25 protein-coding genes and 2 pseudogenes are annotated in these 26,743 nt (G+C 68.4%); 15 read left to right on the top strand and 12 right to left on the bottom strand.

The annotated features are described in order from the left end of the window. Positions 1 to 67 precede the first annotated feature (67 nt). Together ACN26Z_RS20690 and ACN26Z_RS20685 are read right to left on the bottom strand one after the other, a co-directional pair. Complete coding sequence (locus tag ACN26Z_RS20690; RefSeq protein ID WP_421462938.1) at positions 68 to 1,870, bottom strand: carbamoyltransferase; 1,803 nt, start codon at positions 1,868 to 1,870, stop codon at positions 68 to 70. Positions 1,871 to 2,108: 238 nt separating this feature from the next. After that, positions 2,109 to 2,639, bottom strand: a complete 531-nt coding sequence (locus tag ACN26Z_RS20685) for a pyridoxamine 5'-phosphate oxidase family protein (protein WP_421462936.1) — start codon at positions 2,637 to 2,639, stop codon at positions 2,109 to 2,111. Between the two features lie 366 nt (positions 2,640 to 3,005). Here ACN26Z_RS20685 and ACN26Z_RS20680 point away from each other — a divergent pair, with 366 nt between their 5' ends. The 3 genes from ACN26Z_RS20680 to ACN26Z_RS20670 all read left to right on the top strand — a co-directional run bounded on the left by ACN26Z_RS20680 (position 3,006) and on the right by ACN26Z_RS20670 (position 4,951). Next, entirely contained in the window at positions 3,006 to 3,515 is a 510-nt protein-coding gene (locus ACN26Z_RS20680) for a hypothetical protein (protein ID WP_139233254.1), read from the top strand. A gap of 97 nt (positions 3,516 to 3,612) precedes the next feature. Then, positions 3,613 to 4,263 carry a signal peptidase I gene (lepB, locus tag ACN26Z_RS20675; protein ID WP_421462934.1) on the top strand — a complete coding sequence of 217 codons (651 nt, stop codon included), beginning with the start codon at positions 3,613 to 3,615 and terminating at the stop codon, positions 4,261 to 4,263. A gap of 271 nt (positions 4,264 to 4,534) precedes the next feature. After that, positions 4,535 to 4,951: a GNAT family N-acetyltransferase gene (locus ACN26Z_RS20670; protein WP_421462932.1), complete on the top strand. Its 417-nt coding sequence runs from the start codon at positions 4,535 to 4,537 to the stop codon at positions 4,949 to 4,951. Positions 4,952 to 5,085: 134 nt separating this feature from the next. Here the strand turns inward: ACN26Z_RS20670 and ACN26Z_RS20665 are convergent, their stop codons facing one another. The 4 genes from ACN26Z_RS20665 to ACN26Z_RS20650 form a co-directional block, all read right to left on the bottom strand. After that, entirely contained in the window at positions 5,086 to 5,676 is a 591-nt protein-coding gene (locus ACN26Z_RS20665) for an SUKH-4 family immunity protein (protein WP_421462931.1), read from the bottom strand. 241 nt (positions 5,677 to 5,917) lie between these two features. Further along, positions 5,918 to 6,289 (bottom strand): hypothetical protein, encoded by a 372-nt coding sequence (locus tag ACN26Z_RS20660; RefSeq protein ID WP_421462929.1) that lies wholly within the window; start codon positions 6,287 to 6,289, stop codon positions 5,918 to 5,920. A 144-nt stretch (positions 6,290 to 6,433) separates the two neighbouring features. Further along, entirely contained in the window at positions 6,434 to 7,267 is an 834-nt protein-coding gene (gene pyrF / locus ACN26Z_RS20655; protein ID WP_421462927.1) for an orotidine-5'-phosphate decarboxylase, read from the bottom strand. Positions 7,268 to 7,333: 66 nt separating this feature from the next. After that, positions 7,334 to 9,919: an ATP-binding protein gene (locus ACN26Z_RS20650; RefSeq protein ID WP_421462926.1), complete on the bottom strand. Its 2,586-nt coding sequence runs from the start codon at positions 9,917 to 9,919 to the stop codon at positions 7,334 to 7,336. 482 nt (positions 9,920 to 10,401) lie between these two features. Between ACN26Z_RS20650 and ACN26Z_RS20645 the strand changes: the two genes are divergently transcribed. Beyond that, complete coding sequence (locus tag ACN26Z_RS20645) at positions 10,402 to 12,327, top strand: serine hydrolase (protein ID WP_421462924.1); 1,926 nt, start codon at positions 10,402 to 10,404, stop codon at positions 12,325 to 12,327. Between the two features lie 197 nt (positions 12,328 to 12,524). Here ACN26Z_RS20645 and ACN26Z_RS20640 read toward each other — a convergent pair whose 3' ends face one another. Beyond that, positions 12,525 to 13,517: a sigma-70 family RNA polymerase sigma factor gene (locus ACN26Z_RS20640; RefSeq protein ID WP_421464683.1), complete on the bottom strand. Its 993-nt coding sequence runs from the start codon at positions 13,515 to 13,517 to the stop codon at positions 12,525 to 12,527. A 140-nt stretch (positions 13,518 to 13,657) separates the two neighbouring features. Here ACN26Z_RS20640 and ACN26Z_RS20635 point away from each other — a divergent pair, with 140 nt between their 5' ends. Then, positions 13,658 to 14,488 carry an alpha/beta fold hydrolase gene (locus ACN26Z_RS20635; protein ID WP_282237852.1) on the top strand — a complete coding sequence of 277 codons (831 nt, stop codon included), beginning with the start codon at positions 13,658 to 13,660 and terminating at the stop codon, positions 14,486 to 14,488. Positions 14,489 to 14,573: 85 nt separating this feature from the next. On the opposite strand, the gene ACN26Z_RS20630 is transcribed toward ACN26Z_RS20635, so the two are convergent. After that, positions 14,574 to 15,512: an AraC family transcriptional regulator gene (locus ACN26Z_RS20630; RefSeq protein WP_421462921.1), complete on the bottom strand. Its 939-nt coding sequence runs from the start codon at positions 15,510 to 15,512 to the stop codon at positions 14,574 to 14,576. A 108-nt stretch (positions 15,513 to 15,620) separates the two neighbouring features. Between ACN26Z_RS20630 and ACN26Z_RS20625 the strand changes: the two genes are divergently transcribed. The 3 genes and pseudogenes from ACN26Z_RS20625 to ACN26Z_RS20615 all read left to right on the top strand — a co-directional run bounded on the left by ACN26Z_RS20625 (position 15,621) and on the right by ACN26Z_RS20615 (position 18,539). Next, entirely contained in the window at positions 15,621 to 16,334 is a 714-nt protein-coding gene (locus ACN26Z_RS20625) for an SDR family NAD(P)-dependent oxidoreductase (RefSeq protein ID WP_421462920.1), read from the top strand. 34 nt (positions 16,335 to 16,368) lie between these two features. Then, positions 16,369 to 17,244: pseudogene (locus ACN26Z_RS20620) on the top strand (NAD(P)-dependent oxidoreductase); the annotation flags it as partial. A gap of 533 nt (positions 17,245 to 17,777) precedes the next feature. Beyond that, positions 17,778 to 18,539, top strand: coding sequence for a GNAT family N-acetyltransferase (locus ACN26Z_RS20615; RefSeq protein WP_421462918.1), 762 nt, complete (start codon positions 17,778 to 17,780; stop codon positions 18,537 to 18,539). A 194-nt stretch (positions 18,540 to 18,733) separates the two neighbouring features. On the opposite strand, the gene ACN26Z_RS20610 is transcribed toward ACN26Z_RS20615, so the two are convergent. Next, positions 18,734 to 19,105 carry a nuclear transport factor 2 family protein gene (locus ACN26Z_RS20610; RefSeq protein WP_421462916.1) on the bottom strand — a complete coding sequence of 124 codons (372 nt, stop codon included), beginning with the start codon at positions 19,103 to 19,105 and terminating at the stop codon, positions 18,734 to 18,736. Between the two features lie 76 nt (positions 19,106 to 19,181). On the opposite strand from ACN26Z_RS20610, the gene ACN26Z_RS20605 reads away from it, so the two are divergent. Beyond that, positions 19,182 to 19,775, top strand: a complete 594-nt coding sequence (locus tag ACN26Z_RS20605; RefSeq protein WP_421462914.1) for a TetR/AcrR family transcriptional regulator — start codon at positions 19,182 to 19,184, stop codon at positions 19,773 to 19,775. Between the two features lie 237 nt (positions 19,776 to 20,012). Continuing rightward, positions 20,013 to 20,537 (top strand): orotate phosphoribosyltransferase, encoded by a 525-nt coding sequence (pyrE, locus tag ACN26Z_RS20600; protein WP_282237859.1) that lies wholly within the window; start codon positions 20,013 to 20,015, stop codon positions 20,535 to 20,537. An 87-nt stretch (positions 20,538 to 20,624) separates the two neighbouring features. Here pyrE and ACN26Z_RS20595 read toward each other — a convergent pair whose 3' ends face one another. Then, on the bottom strand, positions 20,625 to 21,005 hold the full coding sequence (locus ACN26Z_RS20595; protein WP_282237860.1) for a hypothetical protein: 381 nt from the start codon (positions 21,003 to 21,005) through the stop codon (positions 20,625 to 20,627). 298 nt (positions 21,006 to 21,303) lie between these two features. Here ACN26Z_RS20595 and ACN26Z_RS20590 point away from each other — a divergent pair, with 298 nt between their 5' ends. Next, positions 21,304 to 22,071 (top strand): class I SAM-dependent methyltransferase, encoded by a 768-nt coding sequence (locus tag ACN26Z_RS20590; RefSeq protein ID WP_421462912.1) that lies wholly within the window; start codon positions 21,304 to 21,306, stop codon positions 22,069 to 22,071. A 24-nt stretch (positions 22,072 to 22,095) separates the two neighbouring features. Here ACN26Z_RS20590 and ACN26Z_RS20585 read toward each other — a convergent pair whose 3' ends face one another. Then, a complete protein-coding gene (locus ACN26Z_RS20585) occupies positions 22,096 to 22,722 on the bottom strand; it encodes a histidine phosphatase family protein (RefSeq protein ID WP_421462910.1) in 627 nt (208 codons plus the stop codon). 186 nt (positions 22,723 to 22,908) lie between these two features. Here ACN26Z_RS20585 and ACN26Z_RS20580 point away from each other — a divergent pair, with 186 nt between their 5' ends. After that, positions 22,909 to 23,823 (top strand): AEC family transporter, encoded by a 915-nt coding sequence (locus tag ACN26Z_RS20580; protein ID WP_421462909.1) that lies wholly within the window; start codon positions 22,909 to 22,911, stop codon positions 23,821 to 23,823. A 183-nt stretch (positions 23,824 to 24,006) separates the two neighbouring features. Continuing rightward, the gene (locus ACN26Z_RS20575; RefSeq protein ID WP_421462907.1) at positions 24,007 to 24,558 is read left to right on the top strand and encodes a GrpB family protein; all 552 of its coding nucleotides are present in this window, start codon (positions 24,007 to 24,009) and stop codon (positions 24,556 to 24,558) included. Positions 24,559 to 24,608: 50 nt separating this feature from the next. Here the strand turns inward: ACN26Z_RS20575 and ACN26Z_RS20570 are convergent, their stop codons facing one another. After that, the gene (locus ACN26Z_RS20570) at positions 24,609 to 25,535 is read right to left on the bottom strand and encodes a helix-turn-helix transcriptional regulator (protein WP_421462906.1); all 927 of its coding nucleotides are present in this window, start codon (positions 25,533 to 25,535) and stop codon (positions 24,609 to 24,611) included. A 133-nt stretch (positions 25,536 to 25,668) separates the two neighbouring features. Here ACN26Z_RS20570 and ACN26Z_RS20565 point away from each other — a divergent pair, with 133 nt between their 5' ends. Beyond that, positions 25,669 to 26,574 (top strand): oxidoreductase, encoded by a 906-nt coding sequence (locus ACN26Z_RS20565; protein WP_282237865.1) that lies wholly within the window; start codon positions 25,669 to 25,671, stop codon positions 26,572 to 26,574. A 68-nt stretch (positions 26,575 to 26,642) separates the two neighbouring features. Continuing rightward, positions 26,643 to 26,726, top strand: a pseudogene (locus ACN26Z_RS20560) (deaminase); the annotation flags it as partial. Positions 26,727 to 26,743: the final 17 nt, after the last annotated feature.

The following is a 26,743-nucleotide window of genomic DNA, read 5'->3' as shown; positions in this document are numbered from 1 at the left end:
GCTCCTCAAGTCGACGTACCGTCACCGCCAGGTCCACGTCCCGTTACCAGAGGGCGCCTCATGACGCTCAGGCACCCGCGACACGCTTGGCGACCAGGCGGTTGCCGAGCACGAGGTGGTCGATCTCGGTGCTCAGGAAGCAGTTCAGCGCGTCGGTCGGGCTGCACACGATCGGTTCGCCGGCCACGTTGAAGGACGTGTTGATCAGGCACGGCACGTCGGTAAGCGTGGTGAACCGCTGCAGCAGCGCCGCCAGCCTTGGGGTCTGCTCCGTGGTGACGGTCTGCACCCGGGAGGTGCCGTCGACGTGCACAGCGCCTGGGATGACCTCCCGGAACTCCGGCCGGACCGGGAAGACGAAGGTCATGTAGGGCGACCGGATCTTCCGGCCCATCTCGAAGACTCTCGGCGCGTCGTGCTCCATCACCAGCGGCGCGAACGGCCGGAACGGCTCCCGGTGCTTGACCCGCTTGTTGATGATGTCTTTGATGTCGGGGAAGTTCGGGTTCGCCAGGATGCTGCGGTGCCCGAGGGCCCGGGGCCCGTGCTCGATCCGGCCCTCGAACCAGCCGATCACGACCTTGCCGGTGAGCAGCTGGGCCACCTGGTCGACGACCTCGTCATCGGTCAGCCGGGCGGTCCACTCCACCCGGTCGGCGAACTCACCGAGCGCCCGCTCGACCTCCGCGTCGTCGTACTCCGGACCGAGGTAAGGGGTGACCGACGGCGCGTACTTCACCTCGGCGGTGTTGGCCAGGTGGTTGACCCACGCGAACACCGTCGCGCCGATGGCCACACCGGTGTCACTGGCGCCGAAGCTCACCGAGACGTCGGAGAACCGCGAGCCCTCCAGCAGCTCGGTGTTGTTGACGCAGTTGAGCGCCACCCCACCCTCGACCAGCAGGTGATCCAGGTCGGTCCGGGTCTCCAGCGCCGCCACCTGGTGCCGGGTCACCACGGTCACCATCTCCTGGACCGCCGCCGCGACCCGGGACTGGTACTCGATGGTGGCCTCCGCTGGACCGAAGTGCTTCTCGATCAGGGGCTCGAACTGCCGCGGGTTCTCCAGGTCGTTGGGCAGGACCATGGTGTACCGCCCGCCCTCGTGCAGTTCGACGAAGTGCTCCAGGAACGGGTTGGGAGACGGGGGCTCGCCGAACCCGGCCAGGCCCATCACCTTGTATTCATCGTTGTTGGGCACGAATCCCAAGAACCGCGTGACGCAGGAGTAGAGATTGCCCAGCGAGTCATTTGCCGTTACGAACGAGTCCTCGAAGACCCGGATCCGGCCGTCCCGGATCTCCCCGGTCAGCGACGACAGCAGCTCGGCCCGGCCGTCGCTGATCAGGAATGCCGCGTCCTTGACCCCCGCCATGTAGTAGCCCGTCATCGCGTGGGCGAAGTGGTGCGGGACGAACACCACCTTCGCCGGGTCCGGGGTGAAACCGGTACGAGCGGCGAAGTCAGCCAGGATCGCGTCGTGTCCCAGCACCGTGGCGAACACCATGCCGATATGGTTGAGACGAACCAGCTTCTCCATCGGCGGCATCGGGATCGATGCCAGTTCGCCCAGCGTGCTGTCGAAGACCTTGGCGTCGAAGTTCCACGGGATCGCGATCAGGTCGACGTCACCGAAATCGATCCCCGCATGATCCAGGACCCAGCGGATCGAGTTGATCGGGAAGTCTGAGGTCTTCTTCTGCCGATTGAGGCGCTCCTCCTCAACCGCGGCGACCAGCTCGCCGTCCACCAGCAGCGCCGCGCCGGCGTCGTGCCCGAGCAGGTAATGCTTCTCGGTGCCAACTGCGCCATAGTGTTCGGCAAACATCTCCGCACTGCGGGAAAAACCGTTGCACCCCAGAATGATCATCAGCTGGCATCCTTTACTCTGGTGTCACGCTGCGGTTTCGGCTGCGTTGCTTTTAGATCTCCCTATCGGAAGCTATCCGGGTGCCGATCACCGGGCAAGGTGCGTAACACACCAGTGGGCATGCATTCCTCACGGCTGTATTCCGTTTCTGGCTTGAACGGTTCGCCCTTGGCCAGGCGGTAACGAGACCTCCGACGAAGCGGGTCTTGGACGCGCATCGGTTGGCCGGTGCTGTGGATCAGGGCTGGGACGCCACGGTGAGCTTTGCGATGTCGGGGGCATAGACGGTCATCCAGTGCGGATGCAGCCGGTAGTAGACCACGTCGTTGTCCCAGTCGAAGAGGTCCTCGCCGTAGAAGTCCTTCAAGTACGCGAGCACGTCCGGCCAGTCCGCGGCGTGGTCGCCGTTGCGGGGGTTGAGGATCTCCACCTTGCCGTGCGTGAAGACGCCGAGGTCCTCACCGCGCATATGTGCGGCGCTGACGGCGGGCCGCGCCGCGAGGTGGCGCGCCTTGGCGGCGTCGGGCGCCGTGCCGAAGTACCACTTGCCTCGCAGGAAGTGCCCGTCCACACCGCTGATCCGCGGCTCACCCTTCGCCGTCACGCTGGCCAGAGCGAGGGTGCACATGCCGGTGAGGACCTGGGTGAGCTGCTCTGCGTTCAGTGTGCGCGCGGTGTTGATGATCGAGCGGAGGTGGGAGGTGGAGCCGGCGAGGGAGGCGTCAAGGAGAGCTTGGAGCCTTTCGAGATCTTCTGGGGTTTCGCGCATGGAGGTCCTTGTCTCTCCGTATCTATCTGTGCCGAGGTCCGCGCCTGTCACCGGCGCCGGCCGATGAACCCATGCTCCACCCAAAACCTGACACCTTGCGTCATATTTCTTCACCTGGCTTGCGGACACCAGCGGGCCGCACGGCAGCCGGCGCGACATGAATGGCTCCCGGCTGGCGACGCGCACGCTCTGCGGCTGGAAGAGGACGGGATCTCGTCGAGTCTTCTGGAGGTTACGAGACCTGGACCCTGAGGCCGCCGGCCAGTTGCTGTGACGGCGCGTCGCGAGCGACTCGCGGCATAGAAAGACGCTTGATCTTGGCTCGTGGGCTCACGCTCGCCCGACGCGATCGTCATAATCGGCCTTGTGAGAGAGGCGCTGTTCGCGTTGGCAGGTACTGCCTTGGGTATCGTCGGCACGCTGCTCACCGACCTGTGGCGGGCCAGGAAGGCCGACATCCGCGAGCGGCGCGAGCGGCTGCGCAATGCGTGCGTCGACTTCACTGCGGCCCTCGTCCGCCTGCGGCAGGCATTCTGGGGGCGAGGCTACGATGCGGAGGGCCGCCGTACGACGATGCGGGAAGCCCACGACGAGGCCCGGGTTCAGTTCGAGCGGTTGAGGCTCAGCACGACCTCGCTCCAGGTGCAAGAGGAAGCCCGGTACGCATTGCGGTACGGCTACGGACTCCTGCGCCAGCTCGAAGGGCTGCCGCCGCGGGAGGACGAGGTCGAGCCGTCGGCGCTGGATCAGCTCGAAGACCACCTGGTCAGGCTGTTCGTGGAGGTCCGTCAGGAACTCGGGGTCCCACGCCCCCACCACGTACTGTCCGAACGCGCCTTCTTCGAGAAGATCTCCCCGACCGCAGCCGTCGATTGACCGACAATCGCCGGAGTCCCAACCACACTCCGAGGACGTACCACACCGACCGACTTTTCCTCGTGTTGGCGAACGGACACTCACTCCGAAGCCCCGCATGGCCGTCACCACCACGGGCACGAGCGGACGGCGGCATGACAGCGCATGTGACCCTGGGGCAGCAGCGCCGAGTAGCGACGCGCCCGGCGGACCGCACGGCACCGTCGATTCTGGCAGGATCCGTCGGATGCGCAGACTGCTGGTGTTCCTTCTCGTGATGGCTGTTGCCGGCTGCGGCGACGGTGACGCGACCGGGACGGGAACCACCGAACAGTTCACCCAGGGCGGCGTCAGCATGGAGCCGACGGTCAAGGCCGGCCAGGTTGTCACCGCACAGACAGTAACCGGCACCTATGAGGCACGGCGCGGCGATGTCGTCCTGATCCGTTCCCCCGGCGGTCTCTGGGGTGACCGTAAGGCGCCGCTGCTCAAACGCGTCGTCGCGGTCGGCGGCGAAACCATCGCCTGCTGCGATACCTCAGGCAGGGTGACGGTCGACGGTAAGCCACTGGCCGAGCCCTATGTGACTGAGGACGCGTCGCTCGACGAGCCGCCGAACCCGAACTACTGCGGGCCGCGCCGGTTCGCCGCGGTCACCGTGCCGGCCGACTCCGTCTTCGTCCTGGGCGACAGCCGCGCCCGGTCGAACGACTCCCGGTGTGCCGGGCCGGTGCCGGTGTCGTCGGTCTTCGCCGTAATGGTCGACTGACCAGAGCGCACCTGACACTTGCCACGGACGCGCCCGAGGTGGCCGACGCCAAGCGCTCGGACGGCGGCAGATCAGTACACCGGCTTGGACCTGATGGCTTACTTGCCGGTGCTGACCACAATTGCCTGCAGATTGGCAGCGAGCTCCTCAACCGATGGAGAAGCGTGGTGACGTCTTGGTCCGTGGTCGCCGAAGCCTTCGACTCAACCGATGCCTGCGCTCTTCGTCGTGACTACTACGCCGAAGTCGCCGGCCGCTACCTAGGCGGCCCGTGACTGCCGAGGAGATCGACCATGGGATGGCCGGGGACGGTGCCGAACTGCTCACCCCACCCACGGGTCAGTTCATCGTCGGACGTTATGCGGGGGAGCCGGCCGCTTGTGGTGGATTCTCGATGCTCGACGACGAACGCGCTGAGCTCACCCGCGTCTACGTGCGGCCTGGCTTCCGCGGCCGTGGGGGTGCCCGCCTGCTGCTGACAGCGCTGGAGCACCATGCACACGTGCTGGGTGCAAGGGAGATGGTTCTCAACACCCGCCTCGATCTGATCGAGGCACGGTCGCTCTACATTCGACACGGCTACCTCGAAATCCCGGCGTACTGCACGGGTCCGTACATGGAGATTTGGTACGGCAAGCGTCTCACTCATTCGGCGCTGTTCAAAGGCCTTCCGGCAGCTAGCCGATAGGAGTGACCTCAATTTTGACTGGCGTACGGAGGCACCCTGCCCCATAACCTTCGGCGGCCTGCTTTGTCCGGATGGCCGATGAGCGTCCAGGACGTCTCACTTCGAAATCACCACGGCCGTTGTGAGCAGATGGTTCAAAGGTCGTCGGTGATGGTCTCCACCCACAACGACCCGAGGTCGCGGTCGCCTAGCGTGGGGTCAAGCGACGTCATTCGGGTCAGGAAAGTCGCGCAGGATCGTTCCACTTCGGCGTGGTGCTGTTCGTGCTCTTCGAGGGGCGCGGTGTAGTGCGGATCGGGGTGTGCCCGGAGCAGTTCGACGGCCGCGTGCCAGCGCCAGGCGACTTCGACGAACGCCGCTACCGAGGCGTTGAAGTAGCAGACGGCCGGATGGTAGAGGTTCGGGTGGTAGGCGCGCAGCTGTTCGGCGAGGTCGTCTGTGGTCATCGGCCGTGCTCGTATGCCCATGACTTGTCCGGTGCCGGCGACCGCCCCTACTCGAATCGAGAGGTTGGCATCAAAGTCGGCGCCATAGACGCCCAGCAGATACAGCCGGTGGTCTGCCGAGATGAGCCGACGTTCTGGCTCACCGGAGACGTTGGGTGTCAACGTGGGACGTGAGCCAGCTTGCGGCGTCGGGCGCAGTAACGGTCCGTCGGGCAGGCCCCACAGCCGCAGCGCCGAGCGATCTGATTCGGGCAGGTGCCATTGGCCGATGACCCGCACCGACTCGAATCTGGGACCGCGGCTCGATCACAGAAGAAAGCGGCGCGTCGAGGACGGCCAGCATCTCGTCGTACAGGCTTCGCACGCTCACCTCCAGAGGCGAGAAGATCGTAGTGGCCACGCCGGCCCGTAGGTAGCCACAGTCGCCTACACCGCACCGAGTGCTTCCGGTTCCGGTCGCGGAGGCGGACTGGGCGCACGCACATCGGCTACTTTGTCCGGAGGGTGGCCTCGGGAGCAGTCACCGTCCGTGGCACGCGGTCGGCGGTAGATCCGCGTGCTGTCCGCCGCGTGTGGAAAGGTCCTCACCGCTGATCACGGTGCAGCCGAACGTCTCGCCGAGGACGGCCCGCTGGTGCTCAGCCAGCGGATTTGCGAACACCACCACCTGAACCTGCCTCGCCCGACACGCATCGGCGACTTCGCGGGCCTTGCCCGCGCTTACCAATGTCCGCCGTGAGAACGGAGCAGCCATCTTGTCCGCACCGCCGTGCGAGACACCCCGGCGCTGCACGACCCGGCCCACGACCCGCGCACCGTATGCCTCCACCACAGCGGCCAAGAGATCCATTTTGGTGTTCATCTCGGAGTCCTTCGCCGAGAACAGGCCCACGAGTAACACCTCGGCACCCGGCAGCACTCGCGCTGACTCCGTCCGGCGTTGGGTCACGCAGCGATCATGCCAACGCCGGCCGCTTGGCGCACTCATCAGCACGAGCGCGCACACCCCGCCCACGCCGCAGAGGTTCAAATCAAGTTAGGGGCGTGTGGTGGATGCTGAGGCGAGGCGGGCGTTGAGCGTGCTCGCTGCACGGTGGGCGGTGTCGGCGAAGTCATCTCCGGCTGACGCGTACAGGATGTCGCGGGAGGAGTTGACGATCAGACCGAACGTCGCGCCAGCCGTGCCGCCGCTCAGGCACGCGTCGATGTCGCCGCCCTGTGCACCGATCCCGAGAAGGAGGATCGGCATCTCCCCGACGGCAGTGCGGATGCGAGCGAGCTTGGCAGGATCGTTCGCACCCGCGGTGACCGCACAATTGGCGTGGACATTCCACTTCTCCGCGACCGTTCGGCAGACGTGCTCGAACAGCGTCGAACCGTCCGCGAGAGCGAGGTCCTGGAACTCGGTCGCCCCAGGATCGGAGTTGGCGCCCATGACGATGGCACCCTTCTCCGAGCGGCGGAGAAATGGTTTGAGCGAGGCTCCACCGAAGTACGGGTGGACTGTCAAGACGTCGGCGCCCCATGTGTCGAACACCGCGGTCGCGTAATACTCGTTGGTGTTTGCGATATCGCCGCGTTTCGCGTCCACGATGACGAGGACACTCGGGTGCCGATCCTTGATGTAGGCGATCACCCGCTCCATGGCCACGATCCCGTCGGCACCGAGCGCTTCGAAGAATGCGCTGTTCAGTTTGAACGCGGCAGCGTAGTCGTGGGTAGCGTCAACGATCTCACGACAGAAGTCAGCGGTGCGACGCGCGTCACTGCCCCGGACGGCCGACGGCAGCCGAACTGGATCGGGATCGAGCCCGACGCACACGAGCCGTCCCGCAGCCCACCGGCCGCGCACCATCTCGTAGAAACCCATCGCACCCTCCAGCGACCAGGCTACCGACAGCGGCGCTGAACCTGACGGACCTCAGGCCCAGCAGGTTCATGTAACCCCGCCGCGAGTCGAAGCAGTGTCCACCGGACGCCGCGGCACGCCTGCCGGTCGGTGGTCCCGCAGCCTGCGTCGCCTTGAGCGTCGACTGATCGGACGCGCTCTTCTGCTCGTCGCGCGTTCGTGTCTCCCGCCCCGGGTGATGCGGACGATCTGCTCGCGGACGCACTCCGCGTCGGGGTGACCGAGCTCGTCAAGGATGCGCAGGGCCCGCTGCCAGGTCTGCACGGCACCCGCCCGGTCGCCCGACGAGCGTCGGCTGGCACCGAGCCGGATCAGGCTCTCCGCTTCGTCGTACCGGTCACCGATCTGCACGAACAGGCGCAGCGCCCGGTGGTAACACCGGACCGCTCGACGGTGGCGACCGAGACGGTCGTGGATGAAGCCGAGGCTGTCCCAGGTGTTCGCCTCGCCGTGCCGGTCGTCGGTCTGGCGCAGCAGCACCAATGCCCGCCGGCAGTGTTCGAGCGCCGGCCCGTACTGGCCGAGTTGCGCGTACGCCCAACCGATCCCGTTCTGCGCGCTGGCCTCCCCGGACAGGTGGCCGACGATCCGATACAGATCCGCGGCGCGTTGCGCGTGGTACAGGACCTCGGTGTGCCGACCGAGCCGGTCCAGCATTGCGCAGAACGCCCGATGGGTACGCGCCTGCCCGGCGTGGTCGTCGAGTTCACCGAAGAGCTTCAGCGCTGCGCGGTAGTGACTCTCCGCCCTTTCCTGCTCGCCTGTGCGGGCCAGCACCCGGGCGAGGTCGCGGTGGGCGCTGGCGTGCCCGGACGGGTCGTTCGATCGCCGAGCCGCGGCCAAGGCGGTCTGCTGCACGTCGACCAGGTCGAACCAGTGGCCCCGGCGTTGCAGGAAGTCGACCAGGGTGCGGGCCAGCCGCCACGCGTGCCCCTCGAACCCGATCCGCGCTGCCTGGGCGACTGCCGCGAGGAGGACGCGATGCTCGGCGGTGAACCAGGCCAGCGCGTGGCGGTGGTCGCTGATCGCCTCGGGCACCACCCCGGGTGGGGTAGCGGCCAAGGGGATCGGATCCCAGCTGGGCTGCAACCGCAGCGCGGCGTTGTGTGCCGAGTGCAGGTAGTGGTCGAGGCCGCGTTGGATCGCCGCGCGGTGGGTCTCGGGTGTCTCGGTGTTCTCGATGAGCTCGGCTGCGTACTCACGTAACAGGTCGTGGGTGCCGAACCTGCCCGGCGCGTGTTCGGTGACGAGGTGGGCGTTGGCCAGTTCCGTCAGCAGCCGGTGCACCTGATCGCGGGGCAGCCCAGCCAGGCTGGCGGCGGCGGGTATCCCGATTTCGGGACCGCAGTGACAACCGAGGAGCCGGAACAGTCGCGCGGCGGGCGGGGTGAGGCTCTGGTACGACCAGGAGAAGACCGCCTGCACGTCGGTGACGACGTCGCAGGCGTCGAACGCGTCGCGTAGGCGCTGCGTCTGCCGCAGTTCGGCGGCGAGGGTGGCCAGGGGAAACCCCGGGTGTGCCAGTCCTCGGGCGGCGACCACGGCCAGCGCGAGCGGCAACCGCGCGCACCGCTCGATCATGTCGTCGACGGCCCGTGGTGCGACCGTCAACCGGTCGACACCGAGGCGCCGGGCCAGCAGCTGGCGTGACTCCTCGACGGTGAGCAGGTCAACGGTTATCGGTCGGGTTCCCTCGGCGGCAACCAGACCGCTGAGACGGTTGCGGCTGGTCACCAACGCCAGGCAGCCCGGGCTGCCGGGCAGCAGGGGGCGCACCTGGTCGGCGTCGTGGGCGTTGTCCAGCACCACCAGCATCCGCCGGCCGGCGAGAAGGCTTCGGTACAGCCCCACCTGTGCGGACAGTTGGGCGGGGATGCGCTCGGGTGGCACGTCGAGGGCCTCAAGGAACCCCCGGACCGCCTCGGCGGGCGTCGTCATCGGGCCGGCGGGATCGAATCCCCGGAGGTTGACGTAGAGCTGTCCGTCCGGGTACCGCTCGGCGACCCGGTGCGCCCAGTACACCGCAAGGGTCGTCTTACCGACCCCTGCGGTGCCGGAGAGCACGACGCTCGTCGCGGCGGGTTCACCGGCGCCACCTGCGTCCGGGACGGCAGACCCGTTGCCGACACCGCCGGCGGCGTCGAGTTGGGCGAGTTGCGCGGTACGGCCGACGAAGCTGGCCAGGGCCGGTGGTAGCTGGTGCGGGACGACGGTCGATCTCCGCACGGCACCTGCTGCCGGAGTGCTCGCCTGGGCCACCGGGACTTCGGTTTCCTCCTGCCGGTCGGCCGGATTCGGCGGCCGCCGACCTTCCTCGACCCGGTCACGCGCGGTGGCCAGCGCTCCCTGCTCGGCGCCAGTGGCGCCGAGCAGACCGGTCAGGATGTCGAAGCGCTCGGTGGAGGGCAGCACGTTTCCCGCGAAGTACTCCCCGATGACGCCGCGCGACCAGCCGGTCTTCGCCGCCAACTGCCGGTACGTCAAGGGGGTGTCGCCCTGCTGCCGGGCATGTCGGCGCCGCAGCTGGCGCAGCAGCCCGGCCAGATCGTGCACCGTCCGCACCTCGGCGGCCTCGCGCACGATGGCGAGTGCGGAACGGGATCCCTCAGACATACGGTCGATCGCCGGTCGGGCGTCGGGACGTACGGACATGCGGCCTCCGCGTGCTGGCCGCCCGGCGGTGGGCGCTGGTATCCGGGAGCGTAATCAACCCGGTTGATCACCGAGAGCAGATCGACCGATATCCGTCAATGCACCCAGACTTCGGGAAGGCGCTTGCTTGCGGCGCGTCCGTCCACCGTGGTGGACGGTCGGCGCGGGCCCGGCATCCGGGTCGAGGGTGGTGGCCGGTAGCCGGCAGATCGGTTTCGACGGTGCCGACCGGCACCGGTGTCTACCCCGGTTCGGTCTCGTCTGCCCGTGTCCAGTGGCGTCCAGTGGCGTCCAGGATGCCCCGCGCTCGGCTGGAACGCGTGCCACCGTCCGTGGGCGGGATCGTCCCGCCCATCAGATCGAGGAAGGAACACGACGTGAACTTCCGGCATGTGACACCGCGAGGTCCGGCGACGGCACCGCGCGACCGAAGGGGAGGCCCCATGACAGACACCGATCGCCTGCTGCGCGTCAGCCGCACCAACTCGACGGTTCTCATCAGCCCTCAGCGGCTCGGCGCCCTGCTGTTGGCGCTCGTCCTCGCCACCGTCTTCGCCGTCTGGATCGACCAGCGGCCGGCGCGGGCCGATGCCAACGCTCTCACCGACGACAAGTCGGTGTCCGTCGCCACCGGATGGTGGTCCTACACCAACGTCACCGAGCAGTACGTGACGGACCGGCTCGACGAGCACGACGCCCGGTTGACCGATATCGAGGTGTACGACGCCGCCGCCGGCACCTACACCGTCGTCATGGTCCGTGACTCGGGCGCGTACGCGGTGCCCGGCTGGTGGTGGTACCCCAGCCTCACCTTCGCCGAGGTGGGCCAGAAGATCAACCAGCACACCGCTCGGCTGATCGACATCGATCCGTACGTGATCAACGGCCAGGTCCGGTACGCCGTGGTGATGGTCTCCAACACCGGCTCCGCCGCGCGCGCCTGGTGGTGGTCGAGTGGCGTCACCTCCGCGGCGGTCGGTGACTTCCTGGCGGCGAACAAGCCCAACGTCGGTGACCCGGTCAAGCGTCTGATCGATCTGGAGACGCACACCGTCGGGGGCAACAAGGTGTACTCCGCCATCTACGTCGCCAACACCGGGACCGACGCCAAGTCCTGGCAGTGGTGGCTCAACCAGAGCGCTGCCTCGGTGCGGCAGAAGATTGACGATTTCGGCGGACGGATCACCAACCTGGAACGTCAGGCCGACGGAACGTACAACGTCATCCAGGTGCACAACTCGGGCAGCGACGCCAAGGCGTCCTGGGTGCATTTCGGCCTCACCTCGCTGAGCCAGGCGCTCGACGTCGCGGTGCAGCACGGGGCGCGAGTGTTCGACGTGGACACGTACCTGGTCGGCGGCGCACGCCGGTACGACGCTGTCATGATCGACAACGTCAGCGCGGAGACCCGGCGGCTTACCGATCTCATCGCGCCCGCGTACACCGACGCCGATGGGCTGCCAACCGCCGACTTCGGCTTCTACCTCAAGCGGGTGGGCGGCAGCCAGAGCACCGGCCTGCGAACCACCTTGCAGTACGAGCCGGCCAGCTCCATCAAGGCGGTGCACAACCTGACCGCCATGCGCAGCGTACGCAACGGCGAATCGCTCAACTCGTCGTTCACCTACTACAACTACCCGAACAGCCCGTTCAACGCGAACACGAAGGACGCCTGTCCGATCCCGGCGGACGAGGTGCTGGCCAACCGGGTCACCAGCACCCTGGACCTCGGAAAGGACAACATGATGTCCATCTCCGACAACCGCACGACCAGAGGCATCGTCCTGAGGTACGGGTTGGGAGCGGTCCAGGGCGCGGCGAACGCGGCCGGGATGACCTCGACCACCATCAATCAGGACCAGGCCGGCTGCGCGTACCTCGGCGGGAAGCGCAACTTCACCACGCTCGTCGACATGGGCCGGCTCTACGAGGGGGTGGAGGACGGCACCCTGCTCGGCGCAGGGCAGTTCCGCACCGAGTTCTACCAGCCGATGAACACCGGCGTGGGTGGCGGCAGCCCGCTGGCGGCGATCGTGACGGCCGAGGCCAACGCGCAGGGCAAGGGCGCCGTGGCCGCCCAGTTCATCGCCCTCATGCGCAACCACTTCAAGGGCGGCAGCTACAACGTGCCGTGCTCCCAGGTCGGTTGCTCGAACGGCTGGGTCTACGTCCGCACCAACGCGGGCAGGATGGCCCTACCGGTCAAGTCGGGCGGCGTCGTGGGCGAGCGGGTCTTCGTGTACGGCACGTTCGTGGACAACCAGTACGTCTGCAACACCTGCTCGACGGTGTCGCTGGACAACGCCGTGGGGACGATCAACGCCGAACTGTTCCGCGCCGAGATCCGATCCGCCCTGCTCACCTGGTAGTCGAAGGGCCCGACCCCGACATCAGCAGGACCGCACCGCTGCTGTAGCCGGTGGGGCGCGCCGCGTCGCGCGCCCCACCGGTCATTGAAGAGACATCTGGTCCGGCGGGTGCGGCCGTCCAGCCACGCCGAGAGCGATCGATTCGCTCAGGTAACACACCGGGGGTGGCTACAGCAGCCCGAGACGGTGTGCCGTGATCAGGCAAGGGTGTCCGGTAGCCGGAAGTGCGCGAAGTGCGCCGAACCGATGAATGAGGTAATTGCAGCGATCTTCTCGCCGTCCAGGGTCAGGACGTTGATCGACCAGGCAAGGTACCTGCCGGCGTCGGCGTTCCACAGATAGCACCCGACGGTGGGCTGGCCGTTGGCGCTGGTCGGCAGGTGCCGCCAGGAGCCGCATCCGGTCAAAGGGACCCGCACCGCGAAGTCCATTACCGCATCGACGCCCTGGTACCAGTGGGGCAGCGGCGGCATCGACCAGGTCACGTCTCTGGTCAGCAAGGTGACGAGGCCGTCGGCGTCACCGTTTTCGAGCGCGGCGGAGAACGCGACGACGATCTCTCGTAGGCGGCCGTCGTCGATCTTGCGCAGTGTCTGCTGTTGCGAGCGGGAGGGAGTCCGTTGCGCGATGACCTTGCGGGCGCGCGCCAGCGCGGAGTTCACCGATGTCGTCGACGTGTTCATCATGGTGGCGATCTCGGCGGCGGTGAAGCCCAGAACGTCGAAGAGCAGCAGCGCAGCCCGCTGGTTGCCCGGTAGGTGCTGGAGGGCGGCCACCATCGCGAGTTCGACGGCTTCGCGCTGTTCGTACCGGGCGTGCGGGCTCGCCCGGCCGCCGTCGAGACCCGCGTCCGGGTATGGCTCGAGCCAGGCGACGTCGGTGCGGGGGGCCGCGTCGAGCACGGTGTGTTGGCTGGACGGGCCAAGATCGACAGGCACGGCTCTCCGCTGCCGGGTTTCCATGAGATCCAGGCAGGTGCGGGTGGCCACCGTGTAGAGCCACGAGCGCAACGAGCCGCGCCCCTCGAACCGGGCGAGTCCTCGCCACGCACGAAGCAGCGCTTCCTGCAGCGCGTCGTCGGCGTCGTGGGTGGAGCCGAGCATGCGGTAACAGTGGGCGTGCAGTTCCCGACGCAGCGACTCGACCAGGCGCGTGAACGCGGCGTTGTCGCCGTCGCGTGCACGGGCCAGGTCGGCGTCGGCACCGTCCGCGGTCGTCGCATCCGGCGTACGCCTGAGAAAAAGATCGCTCACGAGCGACGATTCTGCCCCACGACGCGAGTCACCTACTTCCGAAGGAGCAACACAGTCCTGTTCCCAGGAGGATCACGATGAACGCCGCATCGACCGTTCCCGTCACCGCCGCGACGCTGGAGGTACCCGGCGCGCGGCTGTACCACGAGGTCCGCGGCCAGGGGCCACTCGTGGTGCTCGTCGGCGCCCCGATGGACGCCAAGTCGTTCGCGCCCCTGGCGGACCTGCTCGCCACCGACCACACCGTGCTCACCACCGACCCCCGCGGCATCAACCGCAGCCCCGTCGACGACCGCGACCGGGACTCCACCCCCGAGATGCGCGCCGATGACCTGTCCCGGCTCCTGTCCCATCTCGGCCGCGGCCCGGCCGCCGTGCTCGGGTCCAGCGGCGGCGCGGTCAGCGCACTCGCCCTCGCCCAGACCCACCCCGAGCAGGTTCATACGGTGATCGCCCACGAGCCGCCGCTGGACGAGTTGCTGGACGACCGCCAGGAACTGCGCGAGCAGACCGAGGACATGATCGCCACGTACCTCTCCGGCGATGTGCGGGGTGCCTGGACGAAGTTCCTGGCTACGGCGAACATCCAACTGCCGGACGAGGTGTTCGAGGCGATGTTCGGCGAGCGGGACGCGCAGACGGCCGCGGACGAACACTTCCAATTCGCCCACATGCTCCGTGCGACCACCCGCTGGCAGCCGGACGTAGCGGTCCTGCGCTCCGCGCCGCCCCGGATCGTCGTCGGCATCGGTGAGGACTCCAGCGGCCAGCTCTGCGACCGCACCTCAAGGGCCCTCGCCGCGGCGTTGGGTATCGCCCCGACCATGTTCCCCGGCGGCCACATCGGCTTCGTCGAGGACCCTGAGCGGTTCGCCACCCGGCTGCGTGTCGCTCTGCGTGAGGGCTGATGCGACACCGGGCCGCCGCACGGAGAGACAGCGGGGACCGGGGATACGGCGGTGGCCCGGCGGTCGGCCGTGTCGTCTGGTGTGGTTACCCGGTGGCGGCGTGTCGGCGGTAACGGCCGGGTGGTTGGCCGTGGGTGCGGGTGAAGGCGCGGTTGAAGGCGAATTCGGAGGTGTAGCCGACCTCATGGGCGATGGCGGCGACAGGCCGGGTGGTGTCGCGGAGCTTGCGTGCGGCTACGTCGAGGCGCCAACGGGTGAGGTAGGTCAGCGGGGGGTCGCCGACGTGGTGGGTGAATCGTCGGGCGAGGGTGGCGCGGGAGACGTTGACAATTGTGGCGAGGGTGTCCAGAGTCCAGTCGTGGCCGGGGCGCTCGTGTAGCACGGCGAGGGCACGTGCGGTGACCGGGTCGCGCAGGCCGCGTAGCCACGAGGGGGCCATGGTGTCACCTTCAGTATCGAGCCAGGCTCGGACGACGTGGATCAGCAGCAGGTCGAGTAGGCGTAGCGCGGCGGTGCCGGAGCCGGTGGCGGTGTGGCTGCGGGTCTCGTGGGCCAGCAGGTCCAGCACCGAGCGCAACCAGGGTCCGCTGTCCGGCTGGGCGGTGGCCACGTGCAGCACCGGCGGCAGCAGCCCCAGCACGGGATGGGCGATGTCGGTCGCGTACTGGTAGCCGGCGCACAGGATCCGGGTCCGCGCCCCCGGCCCGTCGAGGACCAGTTCCCCGTCGGGACGGATGAGGCTGCGCTTGACGTCCTCGTCGAAGCGGCGGGTCGGCAGGCCCGGATCGGTGGCCAGTTGGTGGCGGGTCCCGGCGGGCAGCAGCACGAGGTCGCCCGGGGACAGCAGGCGAGGCGGCGCGGCGTCGGTGGTGAACCAGCAGGTGCCGGCGACTACGGCGTGGAATGCGGCTCCGTGGCGGGCCGGCAGCTCGATGGCCCAGGGTGCTCGCGCGTCGAAGGTTGCCATGAGGCTCGCGTCGACCCGGGCCAGCGCCAGTACGTCCCCCAGAACATCCACCCGCACAGCGTAGGGCCGTAGCAGGGACAGCGGCGGACCGGATGAGACGGACGGGCAAACAAATGAGTAGCGCAGGCATTCATGTCCTCATCGGCGAGCGGCAGGGTGGTCGGCATGGAGATCACCGGAAGCACCGCCCTCGTCACCGGAGCCAACCGGGGCCTGGGCCGCGCCCTCATCGATGCCCTGCTGGAGCGCGGCGCCGAGCGTGTCTACGCCGGTGCCCGCGACCCGGGCATGGTCCGCCCCGATGAGCGGATCACGCCCGTCGCCCTCGACGTCACCGACCGGGCCGCCATCGCGCAGCTCGCCACCGTCGCCACCGACGTCGACTTGCTGATCAACAACGCTGGCGCAGCCGCGTTCGCCCCCGCCCCGGACGCTGACCCGGACGGGCTGGCCCGGGAGTTCGCCGTCAACTTCACCGGCCTCTATGACATGATCCGGGCGTTCACCCCGATCCTCATACAGAACAAGGGCACGCTGGTCAACGTGCTCAGCCTGCTCGCCTACGCGCCGGCACCCCCGATGGCGGGCTACTCGGCATCCAAGGCCGCGGCACATTCCCTGACCCTCGCCCTGCGGCCGGCGCTGACCCGAGCCGGGATCGGTGTGCACGGCGTCTACCCCGGCGGCATCGACACCGACATGCTCGCCGGTGTGGACGCGCCCAAAGCAGCGCCTCGCTCCGTGGCCGCCGCGATCTGCGACGGCATTGCGGCCGGAGACGAGGACATCTACCCCGACCCGAGTTCCGCGCACATGGGCGAACTGTGGAATCGCGACCCGCGGGCCTTCACCGCCGCGTTCGCCGCGATGGGCTCCTGACCGTCGCACCGCCACCCACCGACAAAGGAAAATTATGAAGATCACTGTGTTGGGACTCGGCGCGATGGGCTCGCGGATGGCCCGCCGACTGCTCGCCACGGGCGAGCACGACATCACCGTATGGAACCGCACGGCCGAGGCGACGCGGCCCCTGATCGAGGTGGGTGCCGCTGCGGCGACGACGCCGGCGGCCGCCGCCGAGCGGTGTGACCTCGTGCTCAGCATGCTGCGCGACGACGACGCCGGCCGCGAGGTGTGGCTGGCGCCGGAGAGCGGCGCGCTGACCACGATGGCACCTGGGACGGTCGCCGTCGATTGTTCCACTGTGACCCCGGCGTTCTCCGCCGAACTCGCTGCCCGGTGCAGCCGGCGCGGGGTGGATTTTCTCGACGCCCCGGTCCTTGGCTCGCGCCCCCAAGCGGACGCCGGCACACTCATCTTCCTCGTCGGCGGCCGACCGACGGTGGCGCACCGGGTGGAGCCGGTGCTGCGACAGATCGGCGGCGCCGTGCACCAGATGGGACCGACCGGGACCGGAGTACGGATGAAGCTGCTCCTCAATTCTCTGTTTGCCGTCCAGGTCGCCGCCGTCGCCGAGCAGCTCGGCGCCCTGCACGGCACCGACCTGGACACCGCCCGTGCGGTCGAAGTCCTCGCCGCCACTCCGGTGGCAAGCCCGGCCGCCGCCACCGCCGCCACCGCCATGCTCGGCCACACGTTCCCGGCGTCCTTCCCCATCGATCTGGTCGCCAAGGATCTGCGATACGCCGCCGCAGACGCTGCCTCCCGTCACGTCACCGTCGCCCTGACCCACACGGCCGCCGACACCTACCAGCAGGCGATCGACCGAGGACATGGCCAGGACAACATCACCGGAGTCGTTCAACTCTTCCGAGCGTTGCGGCCCGCCTGACAGGCGGCGGCGCACCTCGGCGATGCTGCCAGCAGCAGCGCCAGCACATATCGGCTTCGTCGCACCACCTAGACGTGGATAGAGCGGAACGTCGGATGCTCCGTCATCCGGGTGTTCGCCGGACACCAGGGACGGTCTGAGGCGGGCACGGCCATTGCGCGCGTACGGGCCGACATCGCACAAGGCCACGCGCTCGCGGCGAGAATGACCCCACGCCTCACCGGCAGGCCCCGACGGGCTATGACCACCGGAGAGGGGCACGGGCCGTTTCGGCTGCCTTTCCCGGCTACCGCGGTAGTGCCGCCGCCGTTGGCCGTTACGCCCTTTAGGGCTCACTGTTCCCGGTTCCCCGGTGTCCGGCCGCCGCAGACGGGTAGACGTCGGCGAGGGCTGGTCGATCGGTTGGGTCAGACGATGGCCCGGCGGACCCGGCCACGCGCCGAGAAACGCGACGCCCTCGGGCCGCTCGTGAGCAGCAAGGTCAGGCGCTCGGGCAGAGCCGCCTGGCCCTGACCAAGGGAGTCGATGTTATGCGCATTCCTTACGGCATGATCGACGAACTCCGCGGGAGCGTCGTCGCGCCGCAGGCCCCCGATCTGGTCCCTGCCGTCGAAGGTCGGCTTGCGCTCCGCCAGGCGGGGTCTCGGGATCTGCCGGCGATGTCCCGGGCTCACGTCCAGTTGCTTCCGATCGGGCTGTTCCCGTCGCTTGGAGCCCGCTTCATCCGCCGATGGCAGCGCACTTATCTGAACTCACCACACGGCGTGGGTGTCGTCGCCGTCGACACCGCTGCCCCCCAGGATGAGGTCGTCGGGTTTGTGCTCGGTGCCAGAGACCACGCCGCCTACACGACCGAGTTGACGAAGGACAGGCGCGTACTGGTGCCCCTGGCCCTCGCCGGGTTGGCCGCGCTTGCGGTCCGGCCCCATGTTGCCCTCCGCGTCCTGCGAACGCGGGCCCGGCCGTGGATCCGCCGGGTGCTGGGACACCGGGCGACTGTGGTGAGACCGGCGCGCGCTGGGTCGGTTGCGGCTCCACAGGTGGCGGTCATGACTGCGCTGGCGGTGCAGCCGGAATGGCGCAAGAGCGGCATCGGGATGATGCTGGTTGATCGTTTCGTCGAGCTTGTGCAGGAAACGGGCGCGAGGTGGGTCGAAGCGCAAACGTCGACCGGACCCCTGGGGGCTACCGGATTCTACGAACGGTTGGGTTGGGAGGCTCGGACCCACTGGTCCACACCCGACGGTGACCGGGTACGGACCTACCGCTGCCGGGTCGGCCGCGCGGATTGAAGCCCTGGGCTCCTTCGGTGGCTGCCGACTGGGGTTCGGTATCGACAACCCGCCGATGACACTCTCGGTGCCGAGCGCTTCCCGGCAATCAGGACGCCCCGCGGGTTGCAGGTACGACAGTCAGCAGGTGTCGGCGAGCAGTGCGGTGATCAGTGTGCTGGGTTTGGCGGTCGCTGACCTGGGTCGGGCCCGGGTCAGCGTCCGGGTGACACGTCGCGGGTGACCTGGTCGATCCGCCGAAGTCGCCCGTCCGCCGAGAGCTGCCCGAACATGTAGATCTCCGTCGCGATTGTCTTCCCGGTGGCCATGTCTGCGGTCAGGGTGTATCGCGCGGCCACCCGTTCAGCCGAGCTCACCGTCTCATGGACCTCGACGCGGACGCTTGTGGCGCGCTTGCGGGCCGGTCGGACGTGCGCCAGGAGCCTCTCCCGAGCGAGATGGATGCCGTCATTGCACATGACGAAGTCGGGCGTGTGGTATCGGTCGAACACCGTTGCCGCGTCCTCCTCCCCGAAGGTGACCTCCTGCGGGTAGCGCATGAGATAGGCGGTGACATTGGCATCCATGTGTTCGCCTCCAGGTGCATCAACGTAGCTCTGACAGTACCGTCAAATTTAGCGCCACCCGGTAGGCTTGACAAACGTGTCTGAGCTAGGGGAGTCGCGGCAACGACGGCAGCGGGCCGACGCGAGGCGCAGCATCGCCGCAGTCTTGGACGCCTCGGTCGCGTTGCTGGGGCGGCAACCAGACGCGTCGATGGAGGAGATCGCAAGGGCGGCCGGGGTCTCCCGCCAGACGATCTACGCGCACTACCCATCGCGCAGCGCGCTGCTGGAGGCTGTGACGCAGCGCGTCACAGCAGAGGTCGCGCGGGAACTCGGCGGCGTCGACCTCGACCGGGGCAGCGCCCTTGACGCCCTGGGACGGTGGGTCGACGCCAGTTGGGCACTGTTGGAGCGTTACCCGGTGCTGCTCACTCCGGCGATTGCCGCATCGGGGAACGGCGACGAACGGGAGCGCCACGAGCCGGTCGTCGGCGGACTGCTGCGGCTTTTCGAGCGGGGGCGCCGCTGCCGCGAGTTCGACCGGGCGATGCCGACGACCTGGTACGTCGCCGCGATCATCGGCCTTGGCCACGCCGCAGGTCGGGAGGTCACCGCTGGCCGGATGACACAGGCCGAAGCCGGTGCGGCATTCCGGGAGAGCGTGCTCAGGGTGTGCCGCGCCCCGCTGTGACAAGGCGTGCAACACCCCGCCGATTTGGCGGACGAAGGAGGGCGGCAGAGGTGTGCAGTCGGGGTTGGGGATCGAGGCAACCCGGCATGGATCGTCAGGATGGATGCCGCCGTCAGGTCGGCAAGGGATAGTGAGGCGTTGTCCCGCAGAAGCATCATCGCAGGCTCCGCTCGGGACACCACGATGCTGACGCGGGCTCGGTGTTCCCGATTCAGACCGGGATGCGAGGCTGGGCGGGTGACCTACCCGCTTGCGCGTCGCGTCTACGACACCTGCCATCTGACCGGACGGTTCCGTCTGCGCTCCGGGCAAATCAGCGAGGAGTACTTCGACAAGTACCTGTTCGAGGGAGAACCGGATCTGTTGCGCGAGGTCGCCGAAGCGATGGTGGCGCTGCTGCCGGAGTGCGACGTGCTGGCGGGGATGGAGATGGGCGGCATCCCCCTGGCCACCGTGATGTCGCAACTGACCGGGCTGCCCACGGTCTTCGTGCGGAAGCACGCCAAGGAGTACGGCACCAGCAAGGTCGCCGAAGGCGGTCCCGTGAACGGGCGGCGGGTCGTTCTGATCGAAGACGTCGTGACCACCGGAGGCGCCCTCCTGGCGTCGTGCGGACAGCTCCGCGCCATCGGCGCCCAGGTGGACACCGTGGTCTGCGCCATCGACCGTGAACAAGGCGGTCGCGAGAACCTGGCAGCCGAGGCGCTACAGCTCCACGCCGCCCTTACCCGTCGCGATCTGGAAGCCTCCCTGATGGCGTGAAAACACCGGTGCCGGCTCGATCTGCGGCAGAAGGAGTGTGCGTCGGCCGCCCGGTATGAGCGGCTGTGGCATGCCGAGGAGTCCGGATCAGAGCTCATCCAGCAGCAGAACGCCCTGTGGTGAGTAGAAGTAGTCGCGTACGTGCCTCGCCCAGTCTTCGATCTTCGGGTCCTCCGCGTGCACCAACCACTCGGACAGATGCGCGTACTCGTCGGTGTATCCGTTCTCCCAGAGCCACCGCAGCGTTTCGTGTCGACCCGCTCCGAAGATGGCCTGGGCGTCGAAGCCGGAACCCAGATCCATGTCACCAGTGCGGAACTTCGCGCCGTACAGGCGGCACGAGTCTGCGGGATCACCGATCAGGAATAGCAGGAAGGCAGCTACGTAGATCTGCTCGTACTCGTCGCTCTCCCCGTCGTCGGGACTCTCGCGCCAGGCCCTTTCGCGGTCGAAGATCTCTCGCAGCATCCCGTGATGGGGACGCGGGTCGCCGACGTCCACTATCCGGAGTGCTTCCCGGCGCGAAGCCGGACTCGACAGGTCCACAGACATGGGCACGCGTGCACAGTAGTCGAGCACGATTCGTCCAGTTGAGCCGTGGAAGAACAGGCTCGCCCTGGGTTGCCGAGCACGACGGCAGGTAGCTGACGATTCCCGGCCCCTCGGGCAGATCCATCCTGACGGATGGGCCTTTCGTACGACGGCGACGCAAGAGACACGGGACAAAGTGGTTGCCTCCCGGGTGCTCGTGCGAAAGGTTTCCCGCATGGACGAGATGACGCTCGCCAACCGCACCGCTTGGGACAAGGCGTACCAGGCGCAGCAACTCCACGCCTACGACGAGATGTCGGCCGAGGCGGCGACCGGCGTCACGCTTGTCGCCAGTGAACTCGAGCTGCTCCGGGACATTCTGACGGCACGGCCCGTGGTGGTCCATCCACAGAGCGGCAATGGACAGGATGACATCGCCCTGGTCCAGGCCGGCGCTCGTGAGGTGATCGGGGTCGACTACAGCGAGACCGTGGTCCATGCCGCGCGGGGACGCGCAGACGCCCTCGGTGTCGCCTGCCGCTACCTGATCGCGACGGTCCCCGGCGTGCCGCTGCTCGACGGCTGCGCGGACCTGGTCTACACGGGCAAGGGTGCCCTGATCTGGATGCCCGACATCGATGCCTGGGCCGTCGAGATGGCCCGCCTGGTGCGGCCCGGCGGACACCTGTTCCTCCACGAGGGCCACCCGGCGACCGAGCTGTGGACCTGGGATCTGGACGAGCCGCGCATCCGACCCGACCGCAGCTACTTCGGGCGCTCTTTCGTCTGCGACGACAACAGTTTCCCAGCGAACGGGGCTGTCATGTGGCAGTGGACGCTCGGCCAGACCGTCAGCGCGGTCGTCAGGGCGGGTCTGCAAGTCCGGTGCCTTGAGGAGTATGCGGAGCCGTTCTGGCGCATGGGTGACATCGACGCGGCCGCTTTCCGCGGTCGTCTCCCGAACACTTTCGCACTGTTGGCACGTCGCCCCGCCGCGCCATGAGCCGGGTTGCGCGAATTGCGGCAGTCAGGCCAGGTGGTGGGTGTCATTGAGTTGGACGATCCAGCGGTTGTGGAAGTAGTCGTCCTCGCGCAGATGGGTTATGCCTCCAGGGGAGAAGCGGATGCCCACCAGACCGGCCGCGTCGATCGGCATGCCAATCCAGGCCGCGAGCAGGAACGTGGCCGTTCCCCCGTGGGTCACCACGACCTGATGCTCCGCCTTCGACCGTAGGATCCGCTCCAGCGCGGCGTAGGTGCGTACGGCCAGCTCCCATTTCGTCTCAGCACCGGATACGCCCTCGTCATGACGCATCCGCTCACCGTTGGCGGGCGGCGGTATGAACCGTTCGTCCAGCCATGCCTGCGGGCGTCCTCCTGCCTCGCCGTACGACTTTTCGCGTAGGTCGGTGTCCAGCACCACGCGCGCTGCGAGCCGCTCGCCGATCACCTCCGCTGTCCGCCGGGCTCGCAGCAAGTCGGACGAGAACACCTCGACGCCAGCAGCAGACGACAACCGGTCGGCGAGCGCCTGCGCGATGAGCTCAGCGTGCGCACGGCCGCGGGCAGTCAGGTCAGAATCGAACCAACCGCCGACCAGTCCATCGACGTGGTGCGTCGCCTCCGGGTGCGTGACGACGTACAGGTTCCTCATGGGCGCAGGATGCCATGCCGCTGGTCGTTACCGTTAGGCTCCCGAGGGGCGCGTGCTGCGCAGCGATGGCGGCCTTCGGCGGGTGGCGGGCTGATGGGCATCGATTACGGACACGACCATTCGTACGCCCTAGACGCCCGCCAGTCCCTGAGCCCGGCGCGACACCAGTGTGCCGGTGACGCCCGTATGAGACTGGTGTCGGCATTCGTACCGATCTGGATCCTTACCGCGCTCGGCTACGCGGCTTGTCGTTGGGGCCTGCTGGGTGAGACGGGGGCGTCGGTGCTCGGCCGGTTCGTGTTCCACCTTGCGATGCCGTCCGCGCTGTTCCTGGCTCTGTCCCGAATGCCGCTTTCCGGGCTGGCCGGTCGCTCGCTGCTGGCCTTTGGGGTGAGCACGGCTGCGGTCGTCGGGCTCGGGTGGCTCGGCGCGAGTCGGCTGTTCGGTCGCGAGCCCGGCGAACGGCCGATCTGGGGCATGGCCGCCGGGTACGTGAACTCGGCGAACCTCGGCATCCCGATCGCCACGCAGGTTCTCGGCGATGTGGCGTTCCTGGCAGAGGTGGTGCTGTTGCAGGTGCTGGTGGTGACGCCCGTGATCCTGGTCGCGCTTGACCGGCACCGCGACCCGGCCGGGCGGGTACGGGTTCGCCGTATCGCCTCCCTGCCGGTACGCAATCCGGTGATCCTGGCGTCGCTGCTCGGCGTCGCATGCTCGGCTGCCGGCCTGCAGCTGCCGTCGGCGGCCAATGCGTCGCTCGCCCTGCTGTCAGGCGCTGCGGTTCCGGCCGCCCTGGTCGCGCTCGGGGCGTCGCTGCACGGCACGACACCGTCCCGGGCCGAGCCGGCCGAGCTGGCCGTGATCACTGCGCTGAAGCTCGTCGTGCAGCCCGTCATCGCGTACGCGGCCGGATTGGCCATGCACCTGTCCGCGCCGCAGCTGCTCGCCGTGGTGGTGTGCGCGGGCCTGCCGACAGCGCAGAACACGTTCATCTTCGCCCAGGAGTACGGCGTCGGCGAGACGGTGGCCAACCGGGCGGTCATGGTGACCACGACGCTGTCGCTGGCCACCCTGGCCGCGGTGGCGGCGCTGCTCGGGTAGGTCCGTCAGCGGCGACTCGTTCAGCGATCACGGCTGCGGAAGAGGGCACTCCGGGAAAGGCTGGTCAGACGACCTGGTCCGGTCAGAGCAGGATGGCGGATAGCGGCAGAGAAGGGAACCTGTGAGAGAAGGGACGATGAGGCACCGCACGGTCCGTACTCGCACTGAGAGGCAGTTGTCGTGATGCACGCACCGGTTACCCTCAGCCCGTACGACCCGCAGTGGGCTGCGCTGTTCGAGCAGGAGCGGGTCAGCCTCGAAGCCGCTCTGGCGCAATGGCTGGTCGGGCCGGTTGAGCACATCGGCTCCACATCGGTTCCCGGGTTGGCGGCGAAGCCGATCATCGACATGATGGCACCGGTGCGCAGCCTGTCAGAGGCGGCAGCCGCCATCGAGGTGGTGACCGCTCTCGGCTACCGCAACGGTGTGCACCGTCCGGAAGAGGCGCACTACTTCTTCAAGCCGGAGACCGACAACTGGTGGGAACGTACCCACCAACTTCATCTCACCGAGCCGGCCTCCCTGCTCTGGCGGCGACGAGTCGTCTTCCGCGACGCGCTCCGGTGCCGGGCGGACTACCGGTCCCGGTACGAGCAGCTCAAGCGCGATCTCGCGCACGCTCGCGGCACCGACCTCATGGCCTACGCGCGCGATAAGGACGACTTCGTCAACGAGGTCCTCGGCGTGCGCGACAGGACGCAAGCTCCGACCGTCAGTTACTCCCGGAAACCGTGACAGTCTCCGACACCCGACGGATAAGGCCGAGCGGATCAGCGCGCACTCGATCATGAAGTCGCGCTGGGGGTGGGGCCGGGGGCGGTCCTGTCCGTACGGCAGGGGTGGGTGTTGGTGGATGCTGCGCGGGTCGCGTGCAGCGATGCCAGGAGTCGTAGCCGGTCGGCGTCGGCGCTGCCCGGCTCGGTGGTGAAGACGAGCATGACGGGTCCGGGGTTTCCCGGTAGGGGGTAGGTGTCCCAGTCCAGGACGATGTCGCCTACCTCGGGAATCCGGAAGGTCTTGGTGCCGCTCACCGACTCCCGTACGTCGTGCCGGGCCCACAGCCGCCGGAAGTGGGCGCTGCGGATGCTCAGTTCGCCGACGATCGCGGTGGCGCGTGGGTGGGTGGGGTCGGTGGCGACGGCGGCGCGCATCATGCCGATGTAGTCCAGAGCCTGCTGCTCCCAGTCCGGGCAGCTCCGCTCGCCGGTCAGCGTGTCGTCGAACAGCAGCAGGAGCATGTTGAGCCGGTCGCTCGGGTAGGCGTCCGGGTCGCCGAGCAGCGCCTGCGCCATCGGGTTCCAGTCGAGCAGATCGAGATGCCGGCCGAGGATGACCGCGGGGGTGTCCATCACCCGCAGCAGGCGCCGGGTGCTCTCCGGTACCCGCTCCGGATCGCGGTTCACGCGGGCGGGGGTGGGCCGGCGGGCGGCGTGGGCCAGGGTGAACAGGTGCCGGCGTTCCTTGTGGTCGAGGCTGAGCGCGCCGGCAAGGGCGTCCAGGACGTCGTCGGACGGGCGTACCTCCCGGCCCTGCTCGATGCGCTGGTAGTAGTCGGTGCTCAGCCCGGCCAGCAGGGCCAGCTCCTCGCGCCGCAGCCCGGTGACCTTGCGCCGGCCACCCGGCTCCAGGCCGACGTCGTGTGGACGCAGCCGGCCACGCCGCGCGCGGAGGAAGTCGCCGAGCTCCCGAGCGTACGGATGAGGACCGTTCATGCCGCAAGTGTGCCGCGGCCCGGACCGCCGAAGGTAGGTCCCGCAGACCTAGGCAACCGCGAACGATGGAACCGGCCCGGATCGCTCCTAACGTCGACGGCCGCAGCGCACCGACACCCCTCAGGAGCAGCAGATGACCGGATGGACCGCCGACCGCATTCCCGACCAGCACGGTCGGGTCGCCGTCGTGACCGGCGCGAACTCGGGCCTCGGCCTGGTCACCGCCACCGAACTGGCCCGCCACGGCGCCCACGTCGTGCTTGCCGTCCGCAGCACTCCCGCTGGCGAGGAGGTCGCCCGCCGGATCGGCGGCGACGTCGAGGTCCGCGAGCTGGACCTGGCATCCCTCGCCTCCGTGCGGGCCTTCGCGGCGAAACTGACCGGCGACCACCCGGCTATCGATCTGCTCGTCAACAACGCCGGTGTGGTGCTGCTCGGCCCGCGCCGCACCTCCGCCGACGGATTCGAACTGCACCTCGCCACCAACATGCTGGGCCACTTCGCCCTGACCGGTCTGCTGCTCGGGAACCTGGCCGCGGCGCGGGACGCCCGCGTGGTCAGCCTCAGCTCGATCACCCACAAGAGCGCGCACCTGGACTTCGCTGACCTGATGTTCGAACGCGACTATCGGGCAACCACCGCCTACGGCCGGTCCAAGCTCGCCACCACGATCTTCGGCATCGAACTGGACCGGCGCCTGCGCGCCGCCGGGGCGCCGATCGTCAGCGCGCTGGCCCACCCCGGTCTCACCCGCACCAACCTGACTCCGCGCGCCTGGGAACACCGTGGCCGGTTCGGGCGAATGATCGCCTGGGCCGGGCTGCTGGCGACCCAGCCGGTGGAGCAGGGCGCGCTGCCACAGTTGTGCGCCGCGACCGAGCCCGGTGTACGCGGCGGCCAGTTCTTCGGACCGTCCGGGCTCTGGGAGACGCGGGGCAGGGTCACCGAGGCCCGGCTCAGCCGGGAGGCCGCCGACCCGGCCGTCGGCAAGCGGCTGTGGGCGGCAGCCGAGGACCTGACCGGCGTCACCTATCCCTGACCCACCACTCGGTGGTCGACATCTGCTTGGGGCGGCGACGAGGGTGGTGGGCGTTAAAGTCGCCAGACATGGGACTTCTGACCTTCAGCCTCAACGTCACCTTGGATGGTTGTGTCGACCATCAGGAGGGAATCGCCGACGACGAGACGCATGTGAACCGCCCCGGGTT

Source organism: Verrucosispora sp. WMMD703 (genome assembly GCF_049178935.1).
GTDB lineage: Bacteria > Actinomycetota > Actinomycetes > Mycobacteriales > Micromonosporaceae > Micromonospora > Micromonospora sediminimaris.
Note: the sequence above shows the minus strand (reverse complement) of the source record. Positions and strands in the feature narration are given on the sequence as shown.

What these genes read in the sequence shown, in the direction of transcription:
- ACN26Z_RS20685 (WP_421462936.1), bottom strand. Translation starts at nt 2,639, where the DNA reads ATGCGCGAAACCCCAGAAGATCTCGAAAGGCTCCAAGCTCTCCTTGAC.
- lepB (WP_421462934.1), top strand. Translation starts at nt 3,613, where the DNA reads ATGGCCGTCACCACCACGGGCACGAGCGGACGGCGGCATGACAGCGCA.
- ACN26Z_RS20565 (WP_282237865.1), top strand. Translation starts at nt 25,669, where the DNA reads ATGACCGGATGGACCGCCGACCGCATTCCCGACCAGCACGGTCGGGTC.
- ACN26Z_RS20570 (WP_421462906.1), bottom strand. Translation starts at nt 25,535, where the DNA reads ATGAACGGTCCTCATCCGTACGCTCGGGAGCTCGGCGACTTCCTCCGC.
- ACN26Z_RS20690 (WP_421462938.1), bottom strand. Translation starts at nt 1,870, where the DNA reads ATGATCATTCTGGGGTGCAACGGTTTTTCCCGCAGTGCGGAGATGTTT.
- ACN26Z_RS20645 (WP_421462924.1), top strand. Translation starts at nt 10,402, where the DNA reads ATGACAGACACCGATCGCCTGCTGCGCGTCAGCCGCACCAACTCGACG.
- ACN26Z_RS20575 (WP_421462907.1), top strand. Translation starts at nt 24,007, where the DNA reads ATGCACGCACCGGTTACCCTCAGCCCGTACGACCCGCAGTGGGCTGCG.
- ACN26Z_RS20635 (WP_282237852.1), top strand. Translation starts at nt 13,658, where the DNA reads ATGAACGCCGCATCGACCGTTCCCGTCACCGCCGCGACGCTGGAGGTA.
- ACN26Z_RS20585 (WP_421462910.1), bottom strand. Translation starts at nt 22,722, where the DNA reads ATGAGGAACCTGTACGTCGTCACGCACCCGGAGGCGACGCACCACGTC.
- ACN26Z_RS20615 (WP_421462918.1), top strand. Translation starts at nt 17,778, where the DNA reads ATGCGCATTCCTTACGGCATGATCGACGAACTCCGCGGGAGCGTCGTC.
- pyrF (WP_421462927.1), bottom strand. Translation starts at nt 7,267, where the DNA reads ATGGGTTTCTACGAGATGGTGCGCGGCCGGTGGGCTGCGGGACGGCTC.
- ACN26Z_RS20595 (WP_282237860.1), bottom strand. Translation starts at nt 21,005, where the DNA reads ATGCTGCGAGAGATCTTCGACCGCGAAAGGGCCTGGCGCGAGAGTCCC.
- ACN26Z_RS20580 (WP_421462909.1), top strand. Translation starts at nt 22,909, where the DNA reads ATGAGACTGGTGTCGGCATTCGTACCGATCTGGATCCTTACCGCGCTC.
- ACN26Z_RS20650 (WP_421462926.1), bottom strand. Translation starts at nt 9,919, where the DNA reads ATGTCTGAGGGATCCCGTTCCGCACTCGCCATCGTGCGCGAGGCCGCC.
- ACN26Z_RS20590 (WP_421462912.1), top strand. Translation starts at nt 21,304, where the DNA reads ATGGACGAGATGACGCTCGCCAACCGCACCGCTTGGGACAAGGCGTAC.
- ACN26Z_RS20610 (WP_421462916.1), bottom strand. Translation starts at nt 19,105, where the DNA reads ATGGATGCCAATGTCACCGCCTATCTCATGCGCTACCCGCAGGAGGTC.
- ACN26Z_RS20625 (WP_421462920.1), top strand. Translation starts at nt 15,621, where the DNA reads ATGGAGATCACCGGAAGCACCGCCCTCGTCACCGGAGCCAACCGGGGC.